At 62.3% G+C, this 21065-nt stretch carries 30 protein-coding genes; 8 read left to right on the top strand and 22 right to left on the bottom strand.

Translation table 11 applies throughout. The annotated features are described in order from the left end of the window. Positions 1-4 precede the first annotated feature (4 nt). From rplQ to C0V82_RS15270, 7 genes are all read left to right on the top strand, one after another. The gene (gene rplQ, locus C0V82_RS15300) at positions 5-433 is read left to right on the top strand and encodes a 50S ribosomal protein L17 (RefSeq protein ID WP_102113032.1); all 429 of its coding nucleotides are present in this window, start codon (positions 5-7) and stop codon (positions 431-433) included. 413 nt (positions 434-846) lie between these two features. After that, entirely contained in the window at positions 847-2988 is a 2142-nt protein-coding gene (gene fusA / locus C0V82_RS15295) for an elongation factor G (RefSeq protein WP_102113031.1), read from the top strand. A gap of 93 nt (positions 2989-3081) precedes the next feature. Beyond that, entirely contained in the window at positions 3082-3981 is a 900-nt protein-coding gene (locus C0V82_RS15290; RefSeq protein WP_102113030.1) for a DMT family transporter, read from the top strand. A 96-nt stretch (positions 3982-4077) separates the two neighbouring features. Next, complete coding sequence (locus C0V82_RS15285; RefSeq protein WP_054168339.1) at positions 4078-4341, top strand: DUF2312 domain-containing protein; 264 nt, start codon at positions 4078-4080, stop codon at positions 4339-4341. 159 nt (positions 4342-4500) lie between these two features. Then, positions 4501-5955: a TrkH family potassium uptake protein gene (locus C0V82_RS15280; protein ID WP_102113029.1), complete on the top strand. Its 1455-nt coding sequence runs from the start codon at positions 4501-4503 to the stop codon at positions 5953-5955. Positions 5956-6052: 97 nt separating this feature from the next. Continuing rightward, positions 6053-7846, top strand: a complete 1794-nt coding sequence (locus C0V82_RS15275; protein ID WP_102113028.1) for an acyl-CoA dehydrogenase family protein — start codon at positions 6053-6055, stop codon at positions 7844-7846. A 278-nt stretch (positions 7847-8124) separates the two neighbouring features. Then, entirely contained in the window at positions 8125-9150 is a 1026-nt protein-coding gene (locus C0V82_RS15270; protein WP_102113027.1) for an aromatic ring-hydroxylating oxygenase subunit alpha, read from the top strand. Between the two features lie 81 nt (positions 9151-9231). Here the strand turns inward: C0V82_RS15270 and C0V82_RS15265 are convergent, their stop codons facing one another. The 3 genes from C0V82_RS15265 to C0V82_RS15255 all read right to left on the bottom strand — a co-directional run bounded on the left by C0V82_RS15265 (position 9232) and on the right by C0V82_RS15255 (position 11873). Beyond that, the gene (locus tag C0V82_RS15265; RefSeq protein ID WP_054168343.1) at positions 9232-9876 is read right to left on the bottom strand and encodes an adenylate kinase; all 645 of its coding nucleotides are present in this window, start codon (positions 9874-9876) and stop codon (positions 9232-9234) included. Further along, complete coding sequence (gene secY / locus C0V82_RS15260; protein ID WP_102113026.1) at positions 9873-11216, bottom strand: preprotein translocase subunit SecY; 1344 nt, start codon at positions 11214-11216, stop codon at positions 9873-9875. The genes C0V82_RS15265 and secY overlap by 4 nt, the downstream gene beginning before the upstream one ends. A 279-nt stretch (positions 11217-11495) precedes the next feature. Further along, the gene (locus C0V82_RS15255) at positions 11496-11873 is read right to left on the bottom strand and encodes a VOC family protein (RefSeq protein ID WP_102113025.1); all 378 of its coding nucleotides are present in this window, start codon (positions 11871-11873) and stop codon (positions 11496-11498) included. A 60-nt stretch (positions 11874-11933) separates the two neighbouring features. Here C0V82_RS15255 and C0V82_RS15250 point away from each other — a divergent pair, with 60 nt between their 5' ends. Then, positions 11934-12371: a MarR family winged helix-turn-helix transcriptional regulator gene (locus tag C0V82_RS15250; RefSeq protein WP_102113024.1), complete on the top strand. Its 438-nt coding sequence runs from the start codon at positions 11934-11936 to the stop codon at positions 12369-12371. 385 nt (positions 12372-12756) lie between these two features. On the opposite strand, the gene rplO is transcribed toward C0V82_RS15250, so the two are convergent. Genes rplO through rplD form a run of 19 tightly spaced genes read right to left on the bottom strand, consistent with a single transcriptional unit; the run spans position 12757 to position 21064 of the window. After that, positions 12757-13227 carry a 50S ribosomal protein L15 gene (gene rplO / locus C0V82_RS15245; protein WP_054168347.1) on the bottom strand — a complete coding sequence of 157 codons (471 nt, stop codon included), beginning with the start codon at positions 13225-13227 and terminating at the stop codon, positions 12757-12759. Between the two features lie 35 nt (positions 13228-13262). Continuing rightward, on the bottom strand, positions 13263-13454 hold the full coding sequence (gene rpmD / locus C0V82_RS15240) for a 50S ribosomal protein L30 (RefSeq protein ID WP_054168348.1): 192 nt from the start codon (positions 13452-13454) through the stop codon (positions 13263-13265). Further along, entirely contained in the window at positions 13455-14075 is a 621-nt protein-coding gene (gene rpsE, locus C0V82_RS15235; protein WP_102113023.1) for a 30S ribosomal protein S5, read from the bottom strand. Positions 14076-14085: 10 nt separating this feature from the next. Then, positions 14086-14448 carry a 50S ribosomal protein L18 gene (gene rplR / locus C0V82_RS15230; protein ID WP_102113022.1) on the bottom strand — a complete coding sequence of 121 codons (363 nt, stop codon included), beginning with the start codon at positions 14446-14448 and terminating at the stop codon, positions 14086-14088. An 11-nt stretch (positions 14449-14459) separates the two neighbouring features. Beyond that, positions 14460-14993: a 50S ribosomal protein L6 gene (rplF, locus tag C0V82_RS15225; protein WP_054168351.1), complete on the bottom strand. Its 534-nt coding sequence runs from the start codon at positions 14991-14993 to the stop codon at positions 14460-14462. Positions 14994-15006: 13 nt separating this feature from the next. After that, a complete protein-coding gene (rpsH, locus tag C0V82_RS15220) occupies positions 15007-15405 on the bottom strand; it encodes a 30S ribosomal protein S8 (protein ID WP_054168352.1) in 399 nt (132 codons plus the stop codon). Between the two features lie 13 nt (positions 15406-15418). Continuing rightward, positions 15419-15724 (bottom strand): 30S ribosomal protein S14, encoded by a 306-nt coding sequence (gene rpsN / locus C0V82_RS15215; protein ID WP_094456272.1) that lies wholly within the window; start codon positions 15722-15724, stop codon positions 15419-15421. Then, the gene (rplE, locus tag C0V82_RS15210; protein WP_054168354.1) at positions 15717-16277 is read right to left on the bottom strand and encodes a 50S ribosomal protein L5; all 561 of its coding nucleotides are present in this window, start codon (positions 16275-16277) and stop codon (positions 15717-15719) included. The genes rpsN and rplE overlap by 8 nt, the downstream gene beginning before the upstream one ends. Before the next feature lie 8 nt (positions 16278-16285). Then, positions 16286-16603 carry a 50S ribosomal protein L24 gene (gene rplX, locus C0V82_RS15205; protein WP_342752431.1) on the bottom strand — a complete coding sequence of 106 codons (318 nt, stop codon included), beginning with the start codon at positions 16601-16603 and terminating at the stop codon, positions 16286-16288. Further along, a complete protein-coding gene (rplN, locus tag C0V82_RS15200; RefSeq protein WP_054168356.1) occupies positions 16600-16968 on the bottom strand; it encodes a 50S ribosomal protein L14 in 369 nt (122 codons plus the stop codon). Before rplN ends, rplX begins: the two co-directional genes overlap by 4 nt. An 18-nt stretch (positions 16969-16986) precedes the next feature. Next, positions 16987-17244: a 30S ribosomal protein S17 gene (gene rpsQ / locus C0V82_RS15195; protein ID WP_054168357.1), complete on the bottom strand. Its 258-nt coding sequence runs from the start codon at positions 17242-17244 to the stop codon at positions 16987-16989. A 13-nt stretch (positions 17245-17257) separates the two neighbouring features. Beyond that, positions 17258-17464, bottom strand: a complete 207-nt coding sequence (gene rpmC, locus C0V82_RS15190) for a 50S ribosomal protein L29 (RefSeq protein ID WP_054168358.1) — start codon at positions 17462-17464, stop codon at positions 17258-17260. Continuing rightward, a complete protein-coding gene (rplP, locus tag C0V82_RS15185) occupies positions 17461-17886 on the bottom strand; it encodes a 50S ribosomal protein L16 (protein ID WP_054168359.1) in 426 nt (141 codons plus the stop codon). Before rplP ends, rpmC begins: the two co-directional genes overlap by 4 nt. Positions 17887-17928: 42 nt before the next feature. Next, positions 17929-18606: a 30S ribosomal protein S3 gene (rpsC, locus tag C0V82_RS15180; protein ID WP_054168360.1), complete on the bottom strand. Its 678-nt coding sequence runs from the start codon at positions 18604-18606 to the stop codon at positions 17929-17931. Next, the gene (gene rplV / locus C0V82_RS15175; protein ID WP_054168361.1) at positions 18606-19004 is read right to left on the bottom strand and encodes a 50S ribosomal protein L22; all 399 of its coding nucleotides are present in this window, start codon (positions 19002-19004) and stop codon (positions 18606-18608) included. Before rplV ends, rpsC begins: the two co-directional genes overlap by 1 nt. A gap of 2 nt (positions 19005-19006) precedes the next feature. Beyond that, complete coding sequence (gene rpsS / locus C0V82_RS15170) at positions 19007-19285, bottom strand: 30S ribosomal protein S19 (RefSeq protein WP_054168362.1); 279 nt, start codon at positions 19283-19285, stop codon at positions 19007-19009. A 12-nt stretch (positions 19286-19297) separates the two neighbouring features. Continuing rightward, positions 19298-20122 carry a 50S ribosomal protein L2 gene (gene rplB, locus C0V82_RS15165; protein ID WP_102113021.1) on the bottom strand — a complete coding sequence of 275 codons (825 nt, stop codon included), beginning with the start codon at positions 20120-20122 and terminating at the stop codon, positions 19298-19300. 10 nt (positions 20123-20132) lie between these two features. Then, entirely contained in the window at positions 20133-20447 is a 315-nt protein-coding gene (locus C0V82_RS15160) for a 50S ribosomal protein L23 (protein ID WP_054168364.1), read from the bottom strand. Next, positions 20444-21064 carry a 50S ribosomal protein L4 gene (gene rplD, locus C0V82_RS15155; RefSeq protein WP_102113020.1) on the bottom strand — a complete coding sequence of 207 codons (621 nt, stop codon included), beginning with the start codon at positions 21062-21064 and terminating at the stop codon, positions 20444-20446. The genes C0V82_RS15160 and rplD overlap by 4 nt, the downstream gene beginning before the upstream one ends. Position 21065: the final 1 nt, after the last annotated feature.

The raw sequence follows: 21065 nt of genomic DNA, 5'->3' as shown, positions 1-21065 counted from the left end.
ACCCATGCGTCATGGAATGTCCGGGCGTAAGTTCAGCCGCACCACCTCCCACCGTCTGGCCATGTTCTCCAACATGGCGAACGCCCTGATCAAGCATGAGCAGATCAAGACGACCCTGCCGAAGGCCAAGGACCTGCGTCCGATCGTCGAAAAGCTGATCACGCTGGGCAAGAAGGGCGGCCTCGCCAACAAGCGTCTGGCCTATGCCGAACTGCGCGACAATGCCGTTGTGGACAAGCTGTTCACCGTCATCGCGGAGCGTTACAAGGACCGCAACGGTGGCTACACCCGCGTCCTGAAGGCCGGCTTCCGTTACGGCGACAACGCTCCGATGGCCATCATCGAGTTCGTTGACCGTGACGTGGCCGCCAAGGGCCAGGACAGCGGCCCGGTGCTGGTGAAGGACGAGGACGGCGAAGAAGCCGCCGCCTGATCCAGGCCAGACCGTTCGCGGTTGAGAAAAACCCCGTCGGGAGCAATCCCGACGGGGTTTTTCGTTTTGGTCTGACGGGTCGCCAGCGCAGGCAGGAGCGCCGTGAAAGGCCACGGCGTGGCTATGCGGGTGAGCATCCGGCAACATCGCTCCGCACCAGCGATGGCCGCGACAGCACTATCGCCCACGCGCTTACCCGTCATGCCATATCCCCCCTTGGCATAAGGCCGCATCCGCGCTACATAGGCCGCCACCGGGGAACCGAGGCGCTTGGCGCTGACGGCACCCCGGTTTTTTTCGTGCGGGATGGGCGCTACGGTATCGTGGTTCCTCCCGCCTCATCCACGCACTCGACCTCACCACGCCGGGTCGGTTGATCTTTTGACACGACGCTGGACGACGGAGCCCTTCTTATGCCCCGCACTACCCCGCTTTCTGATATCCGGAATATCGGCATCATCGCCCACGTCGATGCCGGCAAGACGACCACGACTGAGCGCATCCTGTATTACACGGGTCGCAAGCACACGATCATCGACGTTCATGATACCAAGGATCTGAAGACGTCGACGACGACCGACTACATGGAGCAGGAGCAGAAGCGCGGCATCACGATTCAGTCGGCCGCCGTGTCCTGCCATTGGAAGGGCAAGAAGATCAACGTCATCGACACCCCGGGCCACGTGGACTTCACCATCGAGGTGAACCGCTCGCTCCGCGTGCTCGACGGCGCTGTGGTGGTGTTCGACGGTGTGGCCGGTGTGGAGCCGCAGACCGAGACGAACTGGCGCCTCGCGGACAACTACAAGGTTCCGCGCATGTGCTACATCAACAAGATGGACCGCTCGGGCGCGAACTTCCGCCGTACCGTGAAGATGGTCGTTGACCGTCTGGGCTCCCGCCCCATCTGCCTGCAGATGCCGATCGGTTCGGAAGACGATTTCCACGGCATGATCGACCTTGTCGAGATGAAGGCTTATGTCTGGTTCTCCGAGGAGAAGGACAGCAAGTGGGAAATCTGGGACGTTACGGACGATCTGGCCGACAAGCTGAAGATCACCAACGCCTATGACCGCGAACTGCTGAGCCAGTACGCCACGTACCGTCAGGACCTGGTCGAAGCCTGCGTGGAGCAGGACGACGAGGCGATGGAAGCCTATCTGGAAGGCACCGAGCCGTCGGCTGAGAAGCTGCGCGAGTGCATCCGCAAGGCCACGCTGAACGGTGCTTTCGTGCCGGTTCTGTGCGGTTCCTCGTACAAGAACAAGGGCGTGCAGCAGCTGCTCGACGCCGTTGTCTGGTACCTGCCGGCCCCGACCGACGTGGAAGCCATCAAGACGGTGGACCCCGATGGTAACCCGAATGGCGAGCGTCTGTGCTCCGACGATGAGCCGTTCTCTGGTCTGGCATTCAAGGTGCTGAACGACAAGTACGGTTCGCTGACCTTCGTGCGCGTCTATTCCGGCGTCGTCACCAAGGGCACGACCCTGCTGAACGCCACCCGTGGCAAGCGCGAGCGTATCGGCCGTATCGTGGAAATGTTCGCCAAGGACACCAACGATCTGGAAGAATGCCGCGCCGGCGACATCGTCGCCTTCGTGTCGCTGGCCGAAACCGACACTGGTGATACGCTGTGCGATGCCACCGCCCCCGTGGTGCTGGAGCGCATGCGCTTCCCCGAGCCCGTGATCTCCGTCTCGATCGAGCCGAAGAACCGCGCGGATCAGGACAAGTTCGGTGCCGCCATCGGCAAGATGGTCCGTGCCGACCCGTCCCTGCGTCTGGAAACCGATCGTGAGACCGGTCAGACCCTGCTGCGCGGCATGGGCGAACTGCACCTGGAAGTGACCCTGGACCGCGTTCGCACCGAATATGGTGTGGAAGGCGTCATGGGCCGTCCGCAGGTGGCCTATCGTGAGACGATCACCCGCAACGTCACGCACATCTACACTCACAAGAAGCAGACCGGCGGTTCGGGCCAGTTCGCAGAAGTGAAGATCGTGTTTGAGCCGAAGGAGCGCGGTGAGGGTTACGAGTTCGTCGATCAGGTTGTCGGCGGTACCGTTCCCCGCGAATATATCCCGTCGGTGGACAAGGGCCTGCAGATGCAGAAGGAAGACGGCGTCATCGCCGGCTATCCGACTGTGGACTTCAAGGCCACGCTGATCGACGGCAAGTACCACGACGTCGACTCGAACGCCCTGACGTTCGAAATCGCCGCCAAGGCCTGCTTCCGCGAAGCCATGAAGCTGGCCGGCCCGGTTCTGCTGGAACCGATCATGAAGGTCGAAGTTGTGGTTCCGGAAGATTATCTGGGTGACGTGATCGGCGACGTGAACCGTCGTCGTGGCACGATCCTGGGTCAGCTGGAGCGTGGCAACAACATCGCCGTTGAAGCCCATGTGCCGCTGTCCGACATGTTCGGCTATATCGGTCAGCTGCGCGGCATGACCTCGGGTCGCGGTTCGTTCACGATGGAATTCTCGCACTACGATCCGGTGCCGAGGAACGTCGCTGACGAAATCGTTGCCAAGCAGGGCAAGAACAACGGCTGATCCCGATAACCTCGCGTTATCTGATGAGTTCGTAAGGTCGACGGCCGCTCTCCCAATCGGGGGGCGGCCGTTTGCCGTTTCAGGATGTTTTGGATGAACACCCCCTTCTCCCCCTCCGGTAGCCTGACCGCCCCCGATTGGGGAAAGCTGGCACCCGCCCTTTTCGTGCTGCTGTGGAGCACGGGCTTCATCGGCGGCAAGCTGGGCCTTCCCCATGCGGAGCCACTGACTTTCCTGCTCTGGCGCATGGCGCTGGTGGCGGTCGTACTACTGGCTTTGTCTGTGTGGCAGAAGGCCCCTTGGCCCAGTTCTTGGGGCACTGTCGGGCATATCGCCGTAGCGGGCGTGCTGGTGCATGGCGTCTATCTAGGGGGCGTGTTCGGCGCCCTGAAGCAGGGCATGCCGGCCGGCAGCGTCGCCCTGATCGTGGGCCTGCAACCCCTGCTGACAGCATTGGTCGCGGGGCCGCTGCTGGGGGAACGCATCACGGGCCGGCAATGGCTGGGCTTTGCCCTGGGCTTGGCCGGCGTGTCGGCGGTGGTTTGGGAGAAGCTGTCGCTGAATATTGGCGGGCCGTTGGGCATCGGCCTGTCCGTGGCGGCCCTTCTGGGCATCTCCATCGGTACGCTCTATCAGAAACGCTATTGCGCCGATATGGACCTGCGAGCGGGTACCACCATCCAGTATGCCGCCACGGGCACGGTATTGGCCGTGCTGGCTCCCCTGCTGGAGACGATGCGGGTCGATTGGACCGCTGATTTCGTATTCGCGCTGGTCTGGCTGTGTCTGGTTCTGTCCGTCGGCGCCATCTTCCTGCTGTTCGCCCTGATCCGGCGGGGTGCCGCATCCAGGGTCGCCAGCCTGTTCTATATGGTCCCACCCGTCACGGCGCTGATGGCCTGGGCCCTGTTCGGAGAGAAGCTGGGGCCACTGGCACTGGGCGGCATGGTCGTGACAGCAGCCGGCGTGGCACTGGTGCTGCGCCGGACGTGATGAAGATCACGCTTTCTACCATCCGGCTTGCGTCCCCGGCCTTGGCTGGATAAGGTCCCGGCACTTTCCAACATACTTGCCAAGGTAAGAGACACCATGTCTGACGCCGCAACCTCCAATGATGTCGGCGGAATCGCGGCCGACCGCCTGCGTTCCTTCATCGAGCGCATCGAACGCCTTGAAGAGGAAAAGAAGGGCATCCAGGACGATATTAAGGACATCTATGCCGAGGCCAAGGGCACCGGCTTTGATACCAAGGTGATGCGTCAGATCATCCGCATCCGCCGGATGGAAAAGGAAGACCGGCAGGAAATGGACGCGCTTCTGGAACTGTACAAGGCCGCCCTGGGGATCGAGTGACCCCGGCGACCTGATCATCCGTGACGGCCGGGGATTTCCCCGGCCGTTGCCTTTCGGGGATGGCACAGCGGGCTTGACTGCCATGCCGCCTTCAACAAGGGTGTGTCACGTGTTCCGCGCCAGACCGGCTGCGGTTTCCCGTCAAGCCGTCGGAGTGCCATGCTCTCCCTGGACGTCCGTCCCATCTTCTATGTGATCGGTGCGCTTCTGTCCGTCATCGCGGTTGCGATGGTGGCGCCGATGATTGCCGATCTGGCGGCGGGTCAGGATGACTGGCGGGTCTTTGCCGTCTCCTCGGGTCTTACGCTGTTCTTTGGCGTTCTGCTGATGCTGACGAATCGGGCCGACCGCATTGCCTTGTCGTTACGTCAGACATTCATCCTGACCACCTTTGCCTGGATCGTGGTCGGTGCCTTCGCCGCTCTGCCCTTCACCTTCGCCGAACAACGGCTGACCTATGCCAACGCTTATTTCGAGGCAATGTCGGGCCTGACGACGACCGGCGCCAGCGCCTATGCCACGGTGCAGACCCTGCCCCCGGGCCTGCTGCTGTGGCGGTCGCTGCTGGTCTGGCTGGGGGGGATCGGCATTGTCGGCATGGGGATCGTGATCCTGCCCTTCCTGCGGGTCGGTGGGATGCAGCTGTTCCGCAGCGAATCCTCCGACAAGTCGGACAAGGTAGTGCCGCGCGCCGCGGACATGGCGCTGGGCTTTGGCTGGGTCTACCTGGCGCTGACCATCGCCTGCATCATCATGCTGCGGCTGGCCGGCATGCCGATGTTCGACGCTATCAACCATTCCATGACAGCCCTGGGAACGGGTGGCTTTTCCACCAAGGACAGTTCCATCGGGCATTTTCAGAATGCCGGTGTGGAATGGACAATCATTCTGTTCATGTTTCTGGGCAGCCTGCCGTTCGTTCGCTTCATCTCGATGATCAAGGGCGATACCAAGGCCTTGTGGCATGACAGTCAGGTGCGCCACTACGCCGCCTTCACCCTGATCGTGGCGGGCTTGCTGGCCCTCTATCTGATCGCCAGGGACCATTTGGAACCGATGGAGGCGATCCGCCATTCGCTGTTCAACTGTGTCTCCCTGATCACCACCACGGGCTTTGCCTCCACGGACTACTTGGCCTGGGGTCCTGGGCCCGTGGCCCTGTTCTTCATCCTGACCCTGGTGGGGGGCTGCACCGGCTCTACCTCCGGCGGGATCAAGATGTTCCGGTTTGAGGTTCTGTGGCTGGCCCTGCGCATGCAGATCAATCGCCTGTTCAGCCCCAACCGGATCATCCCGCTGACCTATAATGGCAAGCCGGTGGACAATGATGTCATCATCTCGGTGATGAGTTTCACCTTCCTTTATGTCGCCCTGATCCTGATCTTCGCGGTCCTGCTGGGTCTGACAGGGCTGGATTATGTCACCGCCATTTCGGCCGCCGCCACGGCCCTGGGCAATGTCGGTCCCGGCCTCAGCACGATGATCGGGCCGGTGGGCAATTACGAGCCGCTGCATGATTTCGCAGTCTGGATCATGTCGTTGGCCATGCTGCTGGGCCGGCTGGAACTCTTCACGGTCTTCGTGCTGCTCAGCCCCTCCTTCTGGCGCCGCTGACACAGCCTCTCGACAGGCACGCCGCGACAATTTAAACATCTGTTTGAAGGCCCGGGCACGACTCGGGGCCACAGACAATTGTCGGGAGGATGCGGGCATGAGCCGGATGGACCGTGGCGAGATCGATTTCATCCTAGATGGCTTGCTGGACCTGGACAGTCTGCTATCCCGCCCCCGCTTCAGCCACCTGGACCGTGACGCCCTGTCCCAGGTGCTGGACACCGCTGCCGGCCTGGCGGATGACAAGTTCGGGCCGCACTATCACGAGGCCGACAAGCACGAACCCGACCGGATCAACGGTAAGGTCGTCATGCTGCCCGCCGTGCAGGAGGCCGTGGATGCCTTTGCCGAGGCTGGGTTTCTGGCTGCCCATCACGATGAGGAATTGGGCGGGCTGCAATTGCCCTGGTGTGTGGTGCAGGCAGCGTTCAGCTTCTTCCAGACCGCCAATATCGCCACCGCCGCCTATCCGTTCCTGACCATCGGGGCCGGCAACCTGATCCGCAGTTTCGGCAGCGAAGCGCAGCAAGCCAAGTTCCTGGCCCCCATGCTGACGGGCCGGTTCTTCGGCACCATGGCCTTGTCGGAACCACAGGCTGGCAGCAGCCTGGCCGATATCCGCACCAGCGCCACGCCCAACCCCGATGGTTCCTATGCCATCACCGGTACCAAGCAATGGATCAGCGCCGGCGAACATGAACTGTCGGACAATATCGTCCATATGGTGCTGGCCAAGATCAAGGGCGCGCCCGCTGGCGTGAAGGGCATCAGCCTGTTCATCGTTCCCCGCATCCGCGTGAACGATGATGGCAGCCTGGGTCCCGACAATGACGTGCGGCTGGTCAGTCTGCTGCACAAGATGGGCTATCGCGGCACCACCAGCACCATCCTGTCTTTTGGCGAGGAAGGGCGTTGTCAGGGCTTCCTGGTGGGCCAAGCCCATCATGGCCTATCCTACATGTTCCAGATGATGAATGAGGCGCGGATCGGCGTCGGCCTGGGGGCTGCCGCGCTGGGCTATGCCGGCTACCGCTATTCCGCAGAGTATGCCCGCACACGGCCCCAGGGCCGCCCTCTGGAGGCACGCGACCCGACCAGCCCCATGGTACCGATCATCGAGCATGCCGATGTGCGGCGCATGCTGTTGCAACAGAAGGCGGCATCGGAAGGCGCCATCGCGCTGTGCCTGCTCTGCGCCCGACTGGTGGACGAAGAGCGCACAGCAGCCGAGGAGGCGGACCGCCGCCGCGCCAGCCTGCTGTTGGAACTGCTGACGCCTATTGCTAAATCCTGGCCGTCGGAACATTGCCTGGAGGCCAATAAATGGGCCATCCAGATCCTGGGCGGCTATGGCTACACCCGCGACTATCCGGTGGAGCAGTATTACCGCGACAACCGCCTGAACCCGATCCATGAGGGTACCTACGGCATCCAGGCCAATGACCTGCTAGGCCGCAAGGTGTTCATGGATGGTGGAGCCGCGTTTGAAGCGCTGGCCGCCGAAATGGCGACCACGATTACTGCGGCCACCTCACGTCCCGCCCTTGCCACCCATGCGGCGGGCCTGGGCGAAGCGCTGAGCCGTGTTGCCACCGTGACCGCGCATTTGGGTACGGTGCGGGCCGGCGGTCATGTAGCGCTATCGCTGGCCAATGCCACCACCTATCTGGAGATGTTCGGGCATACCGTCATGGCCTGGATCTGGCTGCGCCAAGCCCTGGTGGCCGACACTTGGTTGACGGATGGCAAAGGTGACTCCAACCATCTGAACGGCAAGCTGGCCGCCTGCCGCTGGTTCTTCGCCCATGAACTGCCCAAGACCGTCACCCAGGCAACAATCCTGACTAGCCTGGACCGGACAGTGCTGGATGTGGACACGGCGTGGTTATGATGGCCACATTCGGAGATGATGAGGCCTGCCCTCCGACCAAAACGCGGCTTCGTGCAACCAAGTGAAACAGAAAACAACAGGGTGTTTCATGTTCCACGCTTTGCCCGCGTCGCAAACCACCGGCGGCGAAGGGGTTCAGACGCAGGAATGGCGTTGATGGACGAGATTCTACCAGGGTTATCCGGGGAAGTCAGCAGTTCGCCCCTTTAGCGCACCCTGACCTGACGCTCATGTCCTGTTATGGTGCGGCCCTCCCCCCGCCGCCCATGTGACGCATCATGACCGCATCGTTCCTGACCGATATCTGGTACTTCGCTCTGCCATCTGCCGCGCTGAAACGGGGCAAGATGCAGGCAAAGTCCCTGCTGGGGCAGCCGGTCCTGTTTGCGCGGGACAATGACGGAACTGCCTTCGCCCTTCGCGATATCTGCCCGCACCGGGGCATTCCCCTGTCCTGTGGCCGATTCGACGGGCGGGAGGTGGAATGCCGCTATCATGGCTGGCGCTTTGATGGCGGCGGTGGCTGCACAGCCATCCCCTCCCTGGTCACCGACCAAGATTTCGATATCAGCCGCATCAAGGTCCGCCGCTATCCGGTGGCAGAGGCGCAGGGCAATCTGTGGATCTGGATGGGCGATGGCGCACCGGCGGGTGAGCCGCCGCAGATGCCCGACATGGACGGGAGGCTGCCCAACCTGACGGAAGTGATGCATTTCCCCTGCCCCGTCGATCATGCCGTCATCGGCCTGATGGACCCGGCGCATGGACCCTTTGTGCATCAAAGCTGGTTCTGGCGGTCCTCCCGCTCCATCCATGAAAAGGCGAAGGCCTTCGGTCCCGCCCCCTTCGGCTTTGCCATGAAGCGGCACCGGCCCTCCTCCAACTCTGCCGCCTATAAGCTGTTGGGGGGCGCACCGGAGACGGAGATCACCTTCCGGCTTCCCGGTGTGCGAATCGAACATATCGCCGCCGGGCGGCACCGCATCGTCAACCTGACCACCGTCACGCCGCTGGACGCCAACAATACTGAGGTAACCAACAGCTTCTACTGGACCCTGGGCTGGGCCAATCTGGCCAAGCCCTTCCTGCGCCGCTTCGTTCGCCGCTTTCTGGGCCAAGACCGCGATGTGGTGGTGATGCAGCAGAAGGGCCTGGCCCATGATCCGACCTTGATGCTGATCAAGGACGCCGACACCCAGGCCCGCTGGTATCACCAGTTAAAGAACGAGTATCAGCGGGCGAAGGCCGAGGGCCGCGACTTTGTCAATCCGGTGAAGGATACGGTCCTGCGCTGGAGAAGCTAAGGAGTCCGAAGCGGTGAAATGAAAAAGGGGCGGTCACCATGTCGGCGACCGCCCCTTTTTCCTTCCGGCCGCCCCGTCGGATCAGCCGATAATGGCCTCAAGCTGACGGGTGACCTCATCGATCTCCGCCATGCCGTCCACCTGCTTCAGCACGCCACGTGAGGCATAGTAGGGCAGGATGGGGGCCGTATCGCGCTCATAGGCGGCCAGACGCTTGCCGAAGGTTTCGGCATTGTCATCGGCACGGCGCGTGAACTCGGTCGAGCCGCAATTGTCGCAGGTACCCGCGACAGCGGTCGGCTTGAACGTGTCGTGATAACCGGTACCGCACTTGGCGCAGGTGAAGCGGCCCGTGACGCGGGTAACCAGGGCAGCCCCGTCCACCTTCATCTCGATCACATGGTCCAGCTTCAGGCCCTTGTCGGCCAGCATACTGTCCAGCGCCGCGGCCTGCGGCACGGTCCGCGGGAAACCGTCCAGGATGAAGCCCTTGGCACAGTCCGGCTGATCGATCCGTTCGGAGATCATGGCGATCATGACCTCGTCCGGTACCAACTGCCCTGCCTTCATGATGGCATCGGCACGCTGGCCCAGCTCGGACCCGCTGCGCACGGCTGCGCGCAGCATGTCACCTGTCGAAAGCTGCACGGTACCGTACTTCTTCTCCAGGCGCTGGGACTGCGTCCCCTTACCGGCGCCCGGCGGACCCAACAGAATGAGGTTCATCCACGTCTCCCACGCAGCTTGGCCTTCTTGATCAGTCCTTCATACTGATGCGCCAGCAGGTGGGAATGGATCTGCGCCACGGTATCCATGGTCACGGTGACCATGATCAGCAGGCTGGTACCACCGAAATAGAAGGCGGCCCCATACTCCGCCATCATGATTTCCGGCAGCAAGCAGACCACCGTGATGTAGGCGGCCCCCACCACCGTCAAACGGGTCAGCACGAAGTCCAGATAATCGGCCGTGTTCTTGCCGGGCCGGATGCCCGGAATGAACCCGCCATACTTCTTCAGATTCTCGGCCGTTTCGGTCGGGTTGAAGACGATGGCGGTATAGAAGAAACAGAAGAAAACGATCAGCGCAGTGTACAGCACCATATAGAGCGGCGTGCCATGCGCAACGAAGCGGGTGATCGTGGCCAGCCATTCCGGCCCACCAGCCGAGGAGAACCCGACCGCCGTCAGCGGCAGCAGCAGCAGCGATGACGCGAAGATGGGCGGGATGACGCCGGCGGTGTTCAGCTTCAGCGGCAGGTGCGAAGCCTCCCCGCCATACATCTTGTTGCCCATCTGGCGCTTGGGATACTGCACGATCAGGCGGCGCTGTGCGCGTTCGAAGAACACGATGCCCGTGATCACGATGACCGCCAGAACCAGCAGGCCCAGGATGAACCAGGTGCTCATGGCACCGGTACGGCCCAGTTCCAGTATCTTCACGAAGGCACCCGGCAGAGCCGCCACGATACCCGCGAAGATGATCAGCGAGATACCGTTGCCAACGCCGCGCGACGTGATCTGCTCACCCAGCCACATCAGGAACATGGTGCCGCCGACCATGGTGATGACGGTCGACAGGCGGAAGAACCAGCCCGGATCGATCACCACGCTGCCTCCAGCCTGGTTCATGCCCTCCAGGCCCAGGGACAAGCCGTAGGACTGCACCAGGGCCAGCGCCACCGTCAGGTAGCGCGTATACTGGTTCAGACGCTTGCGGCCCGACTCGCCTTCCTTCTTCAGCGTCTCCAGCGACGGGGCAACAGCCGTCATCAGCTGGATGATAATCGACGCCGAAATATAGGGCATGATGTTGAGCGCGAAGATCGACATGCGCTCAACGGCACCACCGGCGAACATGTTGAACATGCCCAGGATGCCGCCCGACTGATTGGCGAAGAAGCTGGCGAAGGCACCAGAATCAATACCCGGCAGAGGAATGTAGGTCCCCAGGCGGTAGACGATCAACGCCCCCAGGGTAAACCAAATGCGCTTCTTCAGTTCCGTGGCCTTCGAGAAGGCGCCGAAATTGATGTTGGCGGCAAGCTGTTCAGCGGCGGATGCCATAAAAGGCCTCTTGGCAAGTCACTGGTCCGGCCGAAACGGAGGGCCGGCCACTCTCACGCGTATCAACAGGACATAGGGGCATGTGGTCAACATGAAAAACACCAGCACCAGTATGCCATGTGCATCTGGCAGGTGTCCGTTACACCACAGGACCCGGCATCCGGGCCGTCAACCGCCGTTGTTCTTTCCAACCATAGGGGTAAGGCCATCGTGCGGCAGGGTCAATGCCACCAATGTAGGGGCTGCGGCATCTTGTGCCGATCGTGCCCGGCGCCTGGTTCAGGCCGCTGCCGTCTCGCTCATCAGGCCGACCATGTTCCCCTCGCTGTCGCGGCAGATAGCAAGATGGATATCATTGCCACCAACCCGCGCGATAAGGTGGGCCGGCTGTACGACGGATGCGCCGGCAGCTTCCAGCGCTGCCTGCGCCGCCCCTGCGTCGGCTACATTATAATAGAGGATGGGACCGGCAATCTGCTCCTGCCCTTCCTGCGGCCCCAGCATCAGGCGGGTTTGACCGCACTGAAAAAAGGCCAGCGATGGCGGCGCATCGAACAGATGCGTGAGGCCCAGCACATCGCGGTAGAAGGCACGGGCGCGGTTCAGGTCCTGAACCGGAACGGCGATCTGCACGATATGCGAGGGATTCAAGCCCATGGATCACCTTCCTGCCGGATGATAGTGTTTAGCTGAAGATAATTATTAGCAAAGCTAACAATGTCCGTAAAGCATCCCCATGATCGACCGGACAGCGTTGCCGAGCGGCTGCACGCCGCATCCATACGCCTGCTGCGACTGTTAAGACGGGAAGATGATGATAGCGGTTTGACGGCACCACGCCTGTCGGCACTGTCGATACTGGTCTTTGGGGGCCCCCGATCCCTGGGCGAGCTGGCAGCGGCGGAACAGGTGCGCCCGCCCACCATGAGCCGGATCGTCGATGCGCTGGCGGCGGCGGCGCTGGTCAGCCGTGATCCCGACCCAACGGACAGGCGGGGGGTTCGCATCGCCGCAACGGAGGCCGGGCGCGCCCTGCTTCTGGCCGGGCGGGCGCGCCGGGTTGCCGCGCTCGACGCACGACTGGCGCCGTTGACGGTGGAAGAGCGGGAGGTATTGCGGCGTGGCGTGGAGATCCTTGAGCGCGTTCTGCGCTGATGCGTAATCCATGGCTATCAAACGCAAAGACGCCCGGCTTTGTTAAGCCGGGCGCCCTTCGCAGCCGTATCTCAAGAATTCGCGCCACATTTAAAATCTGGAACGCCAAACATTCTGGGCACTCCAAATGCCCCGGCTGTAATGCGCCGATGCGGATGGTGACCGGGAAGTGCCTAGCGGCGTTCGCCGCCTTTGCCGCCCCATTCGGTCACCATCGGTGCCACGCCCTGATAACAACATAAGCGACTTACTAACGTCAAGTCGTTTATCATAATGGCATCGAATGTCACATGCCTGCTTGCCGGGGCGCAGCCGAAACGCAACAAGGCCCCGGACTGCTCCGGGGCCTTGTCACATACTTTACCAACGGCGTTGGTGGAACCGATCAGGCCTCGACGGCCGGCAGGTTCACCTTGCCACCAGCAGCCTCGACCGCAGCGACGGCGCCGGCGGAAGCGCCAGCTACGTCGAAGGTCACGGCGGCCTTGATGGCGCCCTTGTTCAGCAGACGCACGCCATCGGCGGAGACACGCACCAGGCCGGCCTTCACCAGCGCCTCGGCGTTCACCGTCTCAGCGGCGTTCAGACGACCGTCATCGATGGCCTTCTGCACGGCGCCCACGTTAACCACGGAGTAATCCTTGGCGAACGGAACGTTAGAGAAGCCACGCTTCGGCAGACGGCGATGCAGGGGCATCTGGCCGCCTTCGAAGCCCTTGATCGAGACGCCCGTACGGGACTTCTGACCCTTGACGCCACGGCCACCGGTCTTGCCCTTACCGGACCCGATACCGCGACCGATGCGCATGCGAAGCTTGCGTGCGCCCGGGTTTTCACTGATTTCGTTGAGCTTCATGGTCTTGATCCTTCAGGCCGTATCGGGGAAACCTCTTACGAGGCCTCCTCGACGCGCACGAGGTGCCGAACCTTGTTGATCATCCCACGGACAGCCGGCGTATCTTCCAGCTCGCGGGTGCGGTTCAGCTTGTTGAGACCCAGACCGATCAGGGTCGCACGCTGGTCGCCCTGGCGGCCAATCGGGCTCCCCGTCTGGGTCACGATGACGGTGTTCTTGTCAGCCATTTACGCGGCCTCCTTCTCGCCTTCGCGCTTGCCCAGGATATCGGACACGCGACGACCACGACGGGCAGCCACCGAACGCGGGCTGACGCACTGCGTCAGGGCGTCGAAGGTTGCCTTGATCATGTTGTGCGGGTTGGAAGTGCCGACCGACTTGGTCACCACGTCCGCCACGCCCAGGGCCTCGAAGATGGCGCGCATCGGGCCACCCGCGATGATGCCGGTACCCGGAGGGGCGGCACGCAGCACGACCTTGCCGGCACCGAAGTGACCGAACACGTCGTGATGCAGCGTGCGACCCTCGCGCAGCGGCACGCGGATCATGGAGCGCTTGGCCTGCTCGGTGGCCTTGCGAATGGCCTCCGGCACTTCGCGGGCCTTGCCCGAACCGACGCCGACACGACCCTTCGCGTCACCGACAACCACAATGGCGGCGAAGCCAAAGCGACGGCCACCCTTAACCACCTTGGCGACACGGTTGATCCCGACGAGCTTCTCGACGAGATCGTCACCTTCGCGTTCCTCACGGCGTTCGCGGTTTTCACCACGATCACGGCGTTCGCCGCGATCACGGTTCCGCCGCTCACCCTCGCCGCCGGCCGCGCTGTTCTCATTACGAGCCATGCTAACCCCCTTAGAACTGCAGGCCGGCTTCGCGGGCGGCGTCGGCCAAAGCCTTCACACGCCCGTGATACAGGTACTGACCACGATCGAAGTAAACGGTGCTGACACCCTGTGCCACGGCGCGCTCGGCAACCAACTTGCCGACGGCCTTGGCCGCCTCGATGTCGGCGCCGGTCTTCAGGGCTTCCCGCAGATCCTTTTCCAGGGTCGACGCAGAAACCAGCGTGCGGCCGGCCTCGTCGTCGATGATCTGGGCATAGATATGCTGGCTCGACCGGAAGACCGAGAGACGAGCGCGACCGCTTCCGACCTTGCGGAGCCGGGCGCGCACCCGCGCCTTGCGGCGCGCGTTGAGATCTTTTTGCTTGCTCATCGTCGTCCGCCTTACTTCTTCTTGCCTTCTTTGCGGATGATCGTCTCGTTATCGTACTTGACGCCCTTACCCTTGTAGGGCTCAGGCGGACGATAGGAGCGGATCTCCGCAGCGATCTGACCAACTTGCTGCTTGTCAGCGCCGCTGATCGAGATGGACGTCGGCTTGTCGCACTTCATCGTGATACCCGCAGGGATGGGGTAGCGGATGTCGTGCGAGAAACCCAGGTTCAGCACCAGCTCCGAACCAGCGACGGCGGCCTTGTAGCCGACGCCGGTGATTTCGAGATTGCGGGTGAAACCCTTGTCCACACCGGTCACCAGGTTGGCAACGTTGGTACGGGCGGTGGCCCAGTTCTGGCGAGCGCGAACCGTTTCGGTCCGCGGCAGGACGACAACATTGCCGCCCTCCAGCTTGGCCTCGATTTCGTCGATCAAGTTCAAGCTGAGCTGACCCAGCTTGCCCTTGGCGGTGACAGTCTGACCGGTGACCTGGACGGTAACGCCGGCCGGCACCGGCACCGGATGCTTTCCGATACGGGACATGTGGCCGTGCTCCTTAGAACACCTTGCAGAGGACTTCGCCGCCGACATTGGCAGCGCGGGCCTCTACATCAGACATGACGCCGCGAGGCGTCGACAGGATCGAAATACCCAGGCCATTATAGACCCGCGGCAGATCGGCGATCTTCGAATAGATGCGGCGGCCCGGCTTGGAAACGCGGTGCACTTCCTTGATAACCGGCTCGCCTTCGAAGTACTTCAGTTCGATGCGCAGGGACTGCACACCGGGACGGTCTTCCTCCACGGCATAACCGCGGATGTAACCTTCACGCTTCAGGACTTCCAGCACATTGGTGCGGAGCTTCGACGCGGGGCTCGTCACGACCGACATACGGGCCTTCTGACCGTTACGGATACGGGTCAGCATATCGCCCAGGGGATCGCTCAGGCTCATTACCCGACCCTCCTTACCAGCTGGACTTGGTCATGCCCGGGATCTGGCCATTGCTGGCGAGATCACGCAGGGCGACACGGCACAAGCGGAACTTGCGATAGAAGGCGCGCGGACGCCCCGTCAGCTCGCAACGGTTCCGGATGCGGGTACGGCTGCCATTGCGGGGCAGCTGCGCCAGCTTCAGGACAGCCGTGAAACGCTCCTCATCGGAGAGTTCGCGGTTCTTAGCGGTCGCCTTGAGGGCGGCGCGCTTTTCCCGGTGCTTCGCCGCCAGTTCGGTGCGGCGCTTGTTCTTCTCGATAGAGCTCTTCTTAGCCATTGGTCCCCGCCTCCCCGGCGAAAGGCATGTCAAAACCCTTCAGGAGAGCCTTGGCTTCCTTGTCGGTCTTGGCCGTGGTGACGAAGATGATGTCCATGCCGCGGATATCGTCCACCTTGTCGTAGTCGATTTCCGGGAAAATCAGCTGTTCCTTCAGGCCCAGCGCGTAGTTCCCGCGGCCATCGAACGCATTGCCGTTGATGCCGCGGAAGTCGCGGACGCGCGGCAGCGCGATGGTGACCAGACGATCCAGGAACTCATACATGCGGTCGGCGCGCAGGGTGACCTTGCAACCGATCGGCATGCCTTCGCGCAGCTTGAACTGGGCGATGGACTTGCGAGCCTTCGTGATCACGGGCTTCTGACCGGTGATAGCAGCCAGCTCAGCGGCAGCCTGCGTCACCTTCTTGCCGTCGCTGGCGGCTTCGCCAACGCCCATGTTGATCACGATCTTCTCGAGACGCGGAATCTGCATGTCGTTGGCGTAGTTGAACTCCGCCTTCAACTTTGCACGCAGGGTCGCGTCGTAGCGTTCTTTCATACGAGCAGCCATGGCGCGCCTCACTCGATCACTTCGCCGGAAGCCTTGGCGAAACGGACCTTGCGGCCGTCTTCCAGCGTCCGGAAGCCGACGCGGGTCGGCTTGTTGGTCTTCGGGTCGAGGATGGCAACGTTGGACAGGTCCAGCGCCGCCTCGATCTCGACGATGCCGCCCTGCTGCATCGGGGTCTGACGCTGGTGCTTCTTCACCAGGTTGACACCGCGCACCTTGACACGGCCCTCGGACGGCAGAACGGCGATAACTTCGCCGGTCTTGCCCTTGTCCTTACCGGTGATGACAGCGACCTTGTCGCCCTTGCGGATCTTCGCAGCCATCAGAGCACCTCCGGCGCCAGCGAAATGATCTTCATGAACTTCTTGCCACGCAGCTCACGGGTCACGGGCCCGAAAATGCGCGTACCGATCGGCTCACCCTGCTTGTTGATCAGCACGGCGGCGTTACGGTCGAAGCGGATGACGGAACCGTCCTCACGGCGCAGTTCCTTGGCGGTGCGAACGATGACCGCGCGCTGCACGTCACCCTTCTTAACACGGCCGCGCGGGATGGCTTCCTTCACCGACACGACGATAACATCGCCGATGGCGGCGAAGCGACGACCAGCGCCGCCCAGCACCTTGATGCACTGCACCCGGCGCGCGCCGCTATTGTCCGCGACTTCCAGGTTGGTTTGCATCTGAATCATGGAATGTCTTCCTTATCTTCAGGCGTTCGGAGTGTCGCCAGCGGCCGGGGCCACGACGACGGTCCACCGCTTCGACTTGGAGATCGGACGGCATTCTTCGATCTGGACGGTGTCACCGATCTTGAAAGCGTTCGCCTCGTCGTGGGCGGCGTACTTCTTGGACTGCTTGATGAACTTCTTATACACAGGATGCATAACGCGACGTTCGACGAGCACGGTGACGGTCTTGTCACCCTTATCGGACACCACGGTACCCTGCAGGACGCGACGGGGCATCGTTAACCCCTCCTCAGGACGCGGACGCAGCAGAAACCTGCTGGCCCAGGATGGTCTTGATGCGGGCGATGTCGCGACGCACCACACGAACCCGCGCGGTATTCTCCAGCTGGCCGGAAGCCTTCTGGAAACGCAGGTTGAACTGCTCCTTCTTGAGCTGGAGGAGCTGATCGTTCAGCTCGTCCGTGCTCTTGCCGCGAAGGTCAGTAGCCTTCGTCATGCCTCACCCCCTTCACCCAGACGGGTGACCATACGCACCTTGATCGGCAGCTTTGCAGCAGCCAGCTCGAACGCGCGGGTGGCCAGCTCAGCCGGAACACCATCGACTTCGAACATGATACGGCCCGGCGCAACGCGCGCGGCCCAGAATTCGGGCGAACCCTTACCGGAACCCATGCGCACTTCCGCCGGCTTCGAGGACACGGGCAGATCCGGGAAAATCCGGATCCAAACGCGGCCCTGACGCTTCAGGTGGCGGGTGATAGCGCGACGCGCCGACTCGATCTGACGGGCCGTAATACGCATCGGCTCGACAGCTTTCAAGCCGAAAGCGCCGAAATTCAGTGTGGTACCGCCCTTGGAGGCGCCGTGGATACGACCCTTGTGCGCCTTGCGGTACTTAGTACGCTTCGGACTCAGCATGGCATGTAGCCTTCTCTATATCCCTTGCCAGTATCCGGATGATCAGCGAGCAGCCGTCTGTTCCGCGGCGCGCTTGTCCTGCGCCATCGGATCATGGGCCAGCACTTCACCCTTGAACACCCACACCTTGACACCGCAGGTGCCGTAGGTGGTCTTCGCGGTGCCAACACCATAGTCGATGTCAGCACGCAGGGTGTGCAGCGGAACGCGGCCTTCACGGTACCATTCGATACGCGCGATTTCCGCGCCGCCCAGACGGCCGGAGCAGTTAATACGGATGCCCTGAGCGCCCAGACGCATCGCCGACTGCACCGCGCGCTTCATGGCGCGACGGAACGCCACGCGGCGCTCCAGCTGGCTGGCGATGTTCTCGGCGATCAGGCGGGCGTCCAGTTCCGGCTTGCGGATCTCGACGATGTTCAGATTGACCTCGGACCCGGCCATCTTGCTGAGTTCAAGACGCAGCTTCTCGATGTCCGCACCCTTCTTGCCGATCACCACACCCGGACGGGCCGTGTGGATGGTGACGCGGGCCTTCTTGGCCGGACGCTCGATGATGACGCGGCTGACGCCAGCTGCCTGCAGACGGGTCTGCAGGTAGCCGCGCAGCTTCAGATCCTGATGGAGCAGCTTGGCATAGTCACGACCAGCGTACCAGCGGCTGTCCCACGTCCGGTTGATACCGACGCGCAGGCCGATCGGATTGACTTTCTGACCCATTATTCAGCGGCCCCCTCGGCCTTATCCTCAGCGCGCTCACGCACGATCACGGTCAGGTTGCTGAACAGCTTCTCGACACGGGCGCCACGACCGCGAGCGCGGGCATGGAAACGCTTCATGACCAGAGCCTTGCCGACCGTCGCGTGGGACACGAACAGGCGGTCAACGTCCAGCTGGTGGTTGTTCTCGGCGTTCGCGATGGCGGACTGGAGGACCTTCTTCACTTCGCCAGCGATACGACGCTTGGAAAATGTCAGAAGGGCGACAGCTTCACCAGCGGACTTTCCACGGATCAGCTGTGCAACCAGGTTCAGCTTCTGCGGGCTCGTGCGGATCATTCCGCCGAACGCCTTGGCCTCAGTCTCGCTGAGGCGCCGTTCTGCAGCCGGCTTTCCCATGATTACTTCCTCTTCGCCTTCTTGTCGGCCGCATGGCCGTAGAACGTACGGGTCGGCGAGAACTCACCGAACTTGTGACCGATCATATTCTCGGTCACCAGCACCGGCACGAACTTCTGGCCATTATAGACGCCGAAGGTCAGACCAACGAAATGCGGCAGGATCGTGGAACGACGCGACCAGATCTTGATGATCTCGTTGCGGCCCGACGCACGCGCCTTGTCTGCCTTCTTCAACAGGTAGCCGTCAACGAACGGCCCCTTCCAAACGGAACGAGTCACGGCAGCACTCCCTTACTTAGCGCGGCGGCGGATAATGAGCTTATCCGTGCCCTTGTTCTGACGCGTCTTCTTACCCTTGGTCGGCTTGCCCCACGGCGTGACCGGGTGACGGCCACCGGAGGTACGGCCTTCACCACCACCGTGCGGGTGATCGATCGGGTTCATGGCGACGCCGCGAACGGACGGACGCTTGCCCAGCCAGCGGTTACGACCGGCCTTGGCGATGACCACATTGGACTGGTCCGGATTGGACACGGCACCGATGGTGGCCATGCACTCGCCACGGACCATGCGCAGCTCGCCCGAGGGGAGCTTCAGCTGAGCATAGCCCTGGTCGCGACCGACCAGCTGCAGGTACGTGCCGGCTGAACGAGCCAACTGACCACCCTTGCCAGCCTTCAGTTCCACATTGTGGACGATGGTGCCAACAGGGATGTTCTTCAGCGGCATCGCGTTGCCGGGCTTCACGTCAACCTTTTCACCGGAGATGACAACATCACCGGCCTTCAGGCGCTGCGGAGCCAGAATGTAAGCGAGGGTGCCGTCCGTGTACTTCACCAGAGCGATGAAGCCAGTACGGTTGGGGTCATATTCCAGACGCTCAACGGTCGCCGGCATATCGAACTTCGTACGCTTGAAGTCGATGATGCGGTACGTGCGCTTGTGACCGCCACCCATGCGGCGGGCAGTGATGCGACCCGTATTGTTGCGACCACCAGAGCCGGAGAGGCCCTCGGTCAGCATCTTGACGGGCTTGCCTTTATGCAGTTCCGAACGGTCCACCAGTACCAGCTGGCGGAGGCTCGGCGTAATCGGACGGAAAGTCTTCAAAGCCATAGCTCTACCCTCACACGCCGGTGGTCACGTCGATGGAGCTGCCCTCGGCGAGGGTAACCACGGCCTTCTTGTAGTCCGACCGACGACCGATCGTCCCACGGAAGCGCTTGGTCTTCCCCTTGACCACGGAGGTATTCACCGCCGTGACCGTCACCTTGAACAGGCCCTCAACCGCGGCCTTGATCTCGGGCTTCGTGGCATCCATGCGCACCTTGAAGGTGACCTGGTTGTGCTCGGAACCCATGGTGGCCTTCTCGGTGATCACGGGCGCAACGACGACGTCGTACATGCGCTCGGCCGAGATTGTCTTCTTGCTCGTGCTCATTTCAGGCGAGCCTCCAGCTGCTCGACAGCGTTGCGCGTCAGGACGAGAACGTCCCGGCGCAGGATGTCGTACACGTTGGCGCCCTGTTCCGGCAGCACGTCGATGTGCGGGATGTTGCCGGCGGCACGGGCGAAATTCACATCAACGTTGGAACCGTCGATGATCAGCGCCGACTTCAGACCCAGGGCCTGCAGCTGACCGAACAGCACCTTGGTCTTGTGGCTATCGGCCTTGGCGGCCTCCAGCACGACCAGCTTGCCTTCGGCGGCCTTGACCGACAGGGCGGTCTTCAGGGCCAGCTTGCGGACCTTCTTGGTCAGGTCATGTTCGTGGGAACGAACGACCGGCCCGAAAATACGCGCGCCACCGCGGAACTGCGGCGAACGCAGCGAACCCTGACGGGCGCGGCCGGTGCCCTTCTGGCGCCACGGCTTCTTGGTGGTGCCGGAGATCTCGGAGATCGTCTTGGCCTTATGAGTACCAGCGCGGCGCTTGGCCAACTGCCACAGCACCATGCGAGCCAGGATGTCCTGACGGGCCGGCAGGCCGAACACGGCTTCCGACAGCTCAATCTCGCCGACGGTTTCGTTGTTCAGATTCTTGATGGACGTCTTCATT

This window comes from Niveispirillum cyanobacteriorum (assembly GCF_002868735.1).
Classification (GTDB): domain Bacteria; phylum Pseudomonadota; class Alphaproteobacteria; order Azospirillales; family Azospirillaceae; genus Niveispirillum; species Niveispirillum cyanobacteriorum.
The sequence above is the reverse complement of the archived record's forward strand: the minus strand, read 5'-3'. Positions and strand labels throughout refer to the sequence as shown.

Excerpts from the sequence above, each read along its gene's own strand:
- rplN (WP_054168356.1), bottom strand. The coding sequence starts at position 16,968 with ATGATTCAGATGCAAACCAACCTGGAAGTCGCGGACAATAGCGGCGCG.
- C0V82_RS15255 (WP_102113025.1), bottom strand. The coding sequence starts at position 11,873 with ATGGGCTTGAATCCCTCGCATATCGTGCAGATCGCCGTTCCGGTTCAG.
- C0V82_RS15285 (WP_054168339.1), top strand. The coding sequence starts at position 4,078 with ATGTCTGACGCCGCAACCTCCAATGATGTCGGCGGAATCGCGGCCGAC.
- rplO (WP_054168347.1), bottom strand. The coding sequence starts at position 13,227 with ATGAAGCTCAACGAAATCAGTGAAAACCCGGGCGCACGCAAGCTTCGC.
- rpsQ (WP_054168357.1), bottom strand. The coding sequence starts at position 17,244 with ATGCCCCGTCGCGTCCTGCAGGGTACCGTGGTGTCCGATAAGGGTGAC.
- rplV (WP_054168361.1), bottom strand. The coding sequence starts at position 19,004 with ATGGGAAAGCCGGCTGCAGAACGGCGCCTCAGCGAGACTGAGGCCAAG.
- rpmD (WP_054168348.1), bottom strand. The coding sequence starts at position 13,454 with ATGGCTGACAAGAACACCGTCATCGTGACCCAGACGGGGAGCCCGATT.
- rplR (WP_102113022.1), bottom strand. The coding sequence starts at position 14,448 with ATGAGCAAGCAAAAAGATCTCAACGCGCGCCGCAAGGCGCGGGTGCGC.
- rpsE (WP_102113023.1), bottom strand. The coding sequence starts at position 14,075 with ATGGCTCGTAATGAGAACAGCGCGGCCGGCGGCGAGGGTGAGCGGCGG.
- fusA (WP_102113031.1), top strand. The coding sequence starts at position 847 with ATGCCCCGCACTACCCCGCTTTCTGATATCCGGAATATCGGCATCATC.
- C0V82_RS15280 (WP_102113029.1), top strand. The coding sequence starts at position 4,501 with ATGCTCTCCCTGGACGTCCGTCCCATCTTCTATGTGATCGGTGCGCTT.
- C0V82_RS15265 (WP_054168343.1), bottom strand. The coding sequence starts at position 9,876 with ATGAACCTCATTCTGTTGGGTCCGCCGGGCGCCGGTAAGGGGACGCAG.
- rplD (WP_102113020.1), bottom strand. The coding sequence starts at position 21,064 with ATGAAGACGTCCATCAAGAATCTGAACAACGAAACCGTCGGCGAGATT.
- rpsN (WP_094456272.1), bottom strand. The coding sequence starts at position 15,724 with ATGGCTAAGAAGAGCTCTATCGAGAAGAACAAGCGCCGCACCGAACTG.
- C0V82_RS15290 (WP_102113030.1), top strand. The coding sequence starts at position 3,082 with ATGAACACCCCCTTCTCCCCCTCCGGTAGCCTGACCGCCCCCGATTGG.
- rpmC (WP_054168358.1), bottom strand. The coding sequence starts at position 17,464 with ATGACGAAGGCTACTGACCTTCGCGGCAAGAGCACGGACGAGCTGAAC.
- C0V82_RS15160 (WP_054168364.1), bottom strand. The coding sequence starts at position 20,447 with ATGAGCACGAGCAAGAAGACAATCTCGGCCGAGCGCATGTACGACGTC.
- secY (WP_102113026.1), bottom strand. The coding sequence starts at position 11,216 with ATGGCATCCGCCGCTGAACAGCTTGCCGCCAACATCAATTTCGGCGCC.
- C0V82_RS15250 (WP_102113024.1), top strand. The coding sequence starts at position 11,934 with ATGTCCGTAAAGCATCCCCATGATCGACCGGACAGCGTTGCCGAGCGG.
- rplB (WP_102113021.1), bottom strand. The coding sequence starts at position 20,122 with ATGGCTTTGAAGACTTTCCGTCCGATTACGCCGAGCCTCCGCCAGCTG.
- rplE (WP_054168354.1), bottom strand. The coding sequence starts at position 16,277 with ATGGCTGCTCGTATGAAAGAACGCTACGACGCGACCCTGCGTGCAAAG.
- rpsH (WP_054168352.1), bottom strand. The coding sequence starts at position 15,405 with ATGAGCCTGAGCGATCCCCTGGGCGATATGCTGACCCGTATCCGTAAC.
- C0V82_RS15275 (WP_102113028.1), top strand. The coding sequence starts at position 6,053 with ATGAGCCGGATGGACCGTGGCGAGATCGATTTCATCCTAGATGGCTTG.
- rplF (WP_054168351.1), bottom strand. The coding sequence starts at position 14,993 with ATGTCCCGTATCGGAAAGCATCCGGTGCCGGTGCCGGCCGGCGTTACC.
- rplP (WP_054168359.1), bottom strand. The coding sequence starts at position 17,886 with ATGCTGAGTCCGAAGCGTACTAAGTACCGCAAGGCGCACAAGGGTCGT.
- rplQ (WP_102113032.1), top strand. The coding sequence starts at position 5 with ATGCGTCATGGAATGTCCGGGCGTAAGTTCAGCCGCACCACCTCCCAC.
- rpsC (WP_054168360.1), bottom strand. The coding sequence starts at position 18,606 with ATGGGTCAGAAAGTCAATCCGATCGGCCTGCGCGTCGGTATCAACCGG.
- C0V82_RS15270 (WP_102113027.1), top strand. The coding sequence starts at position 8,125 with ATGACCGCATCGTTCCTGACCGATATCTGGTACTTCGCTCTGCCATCT.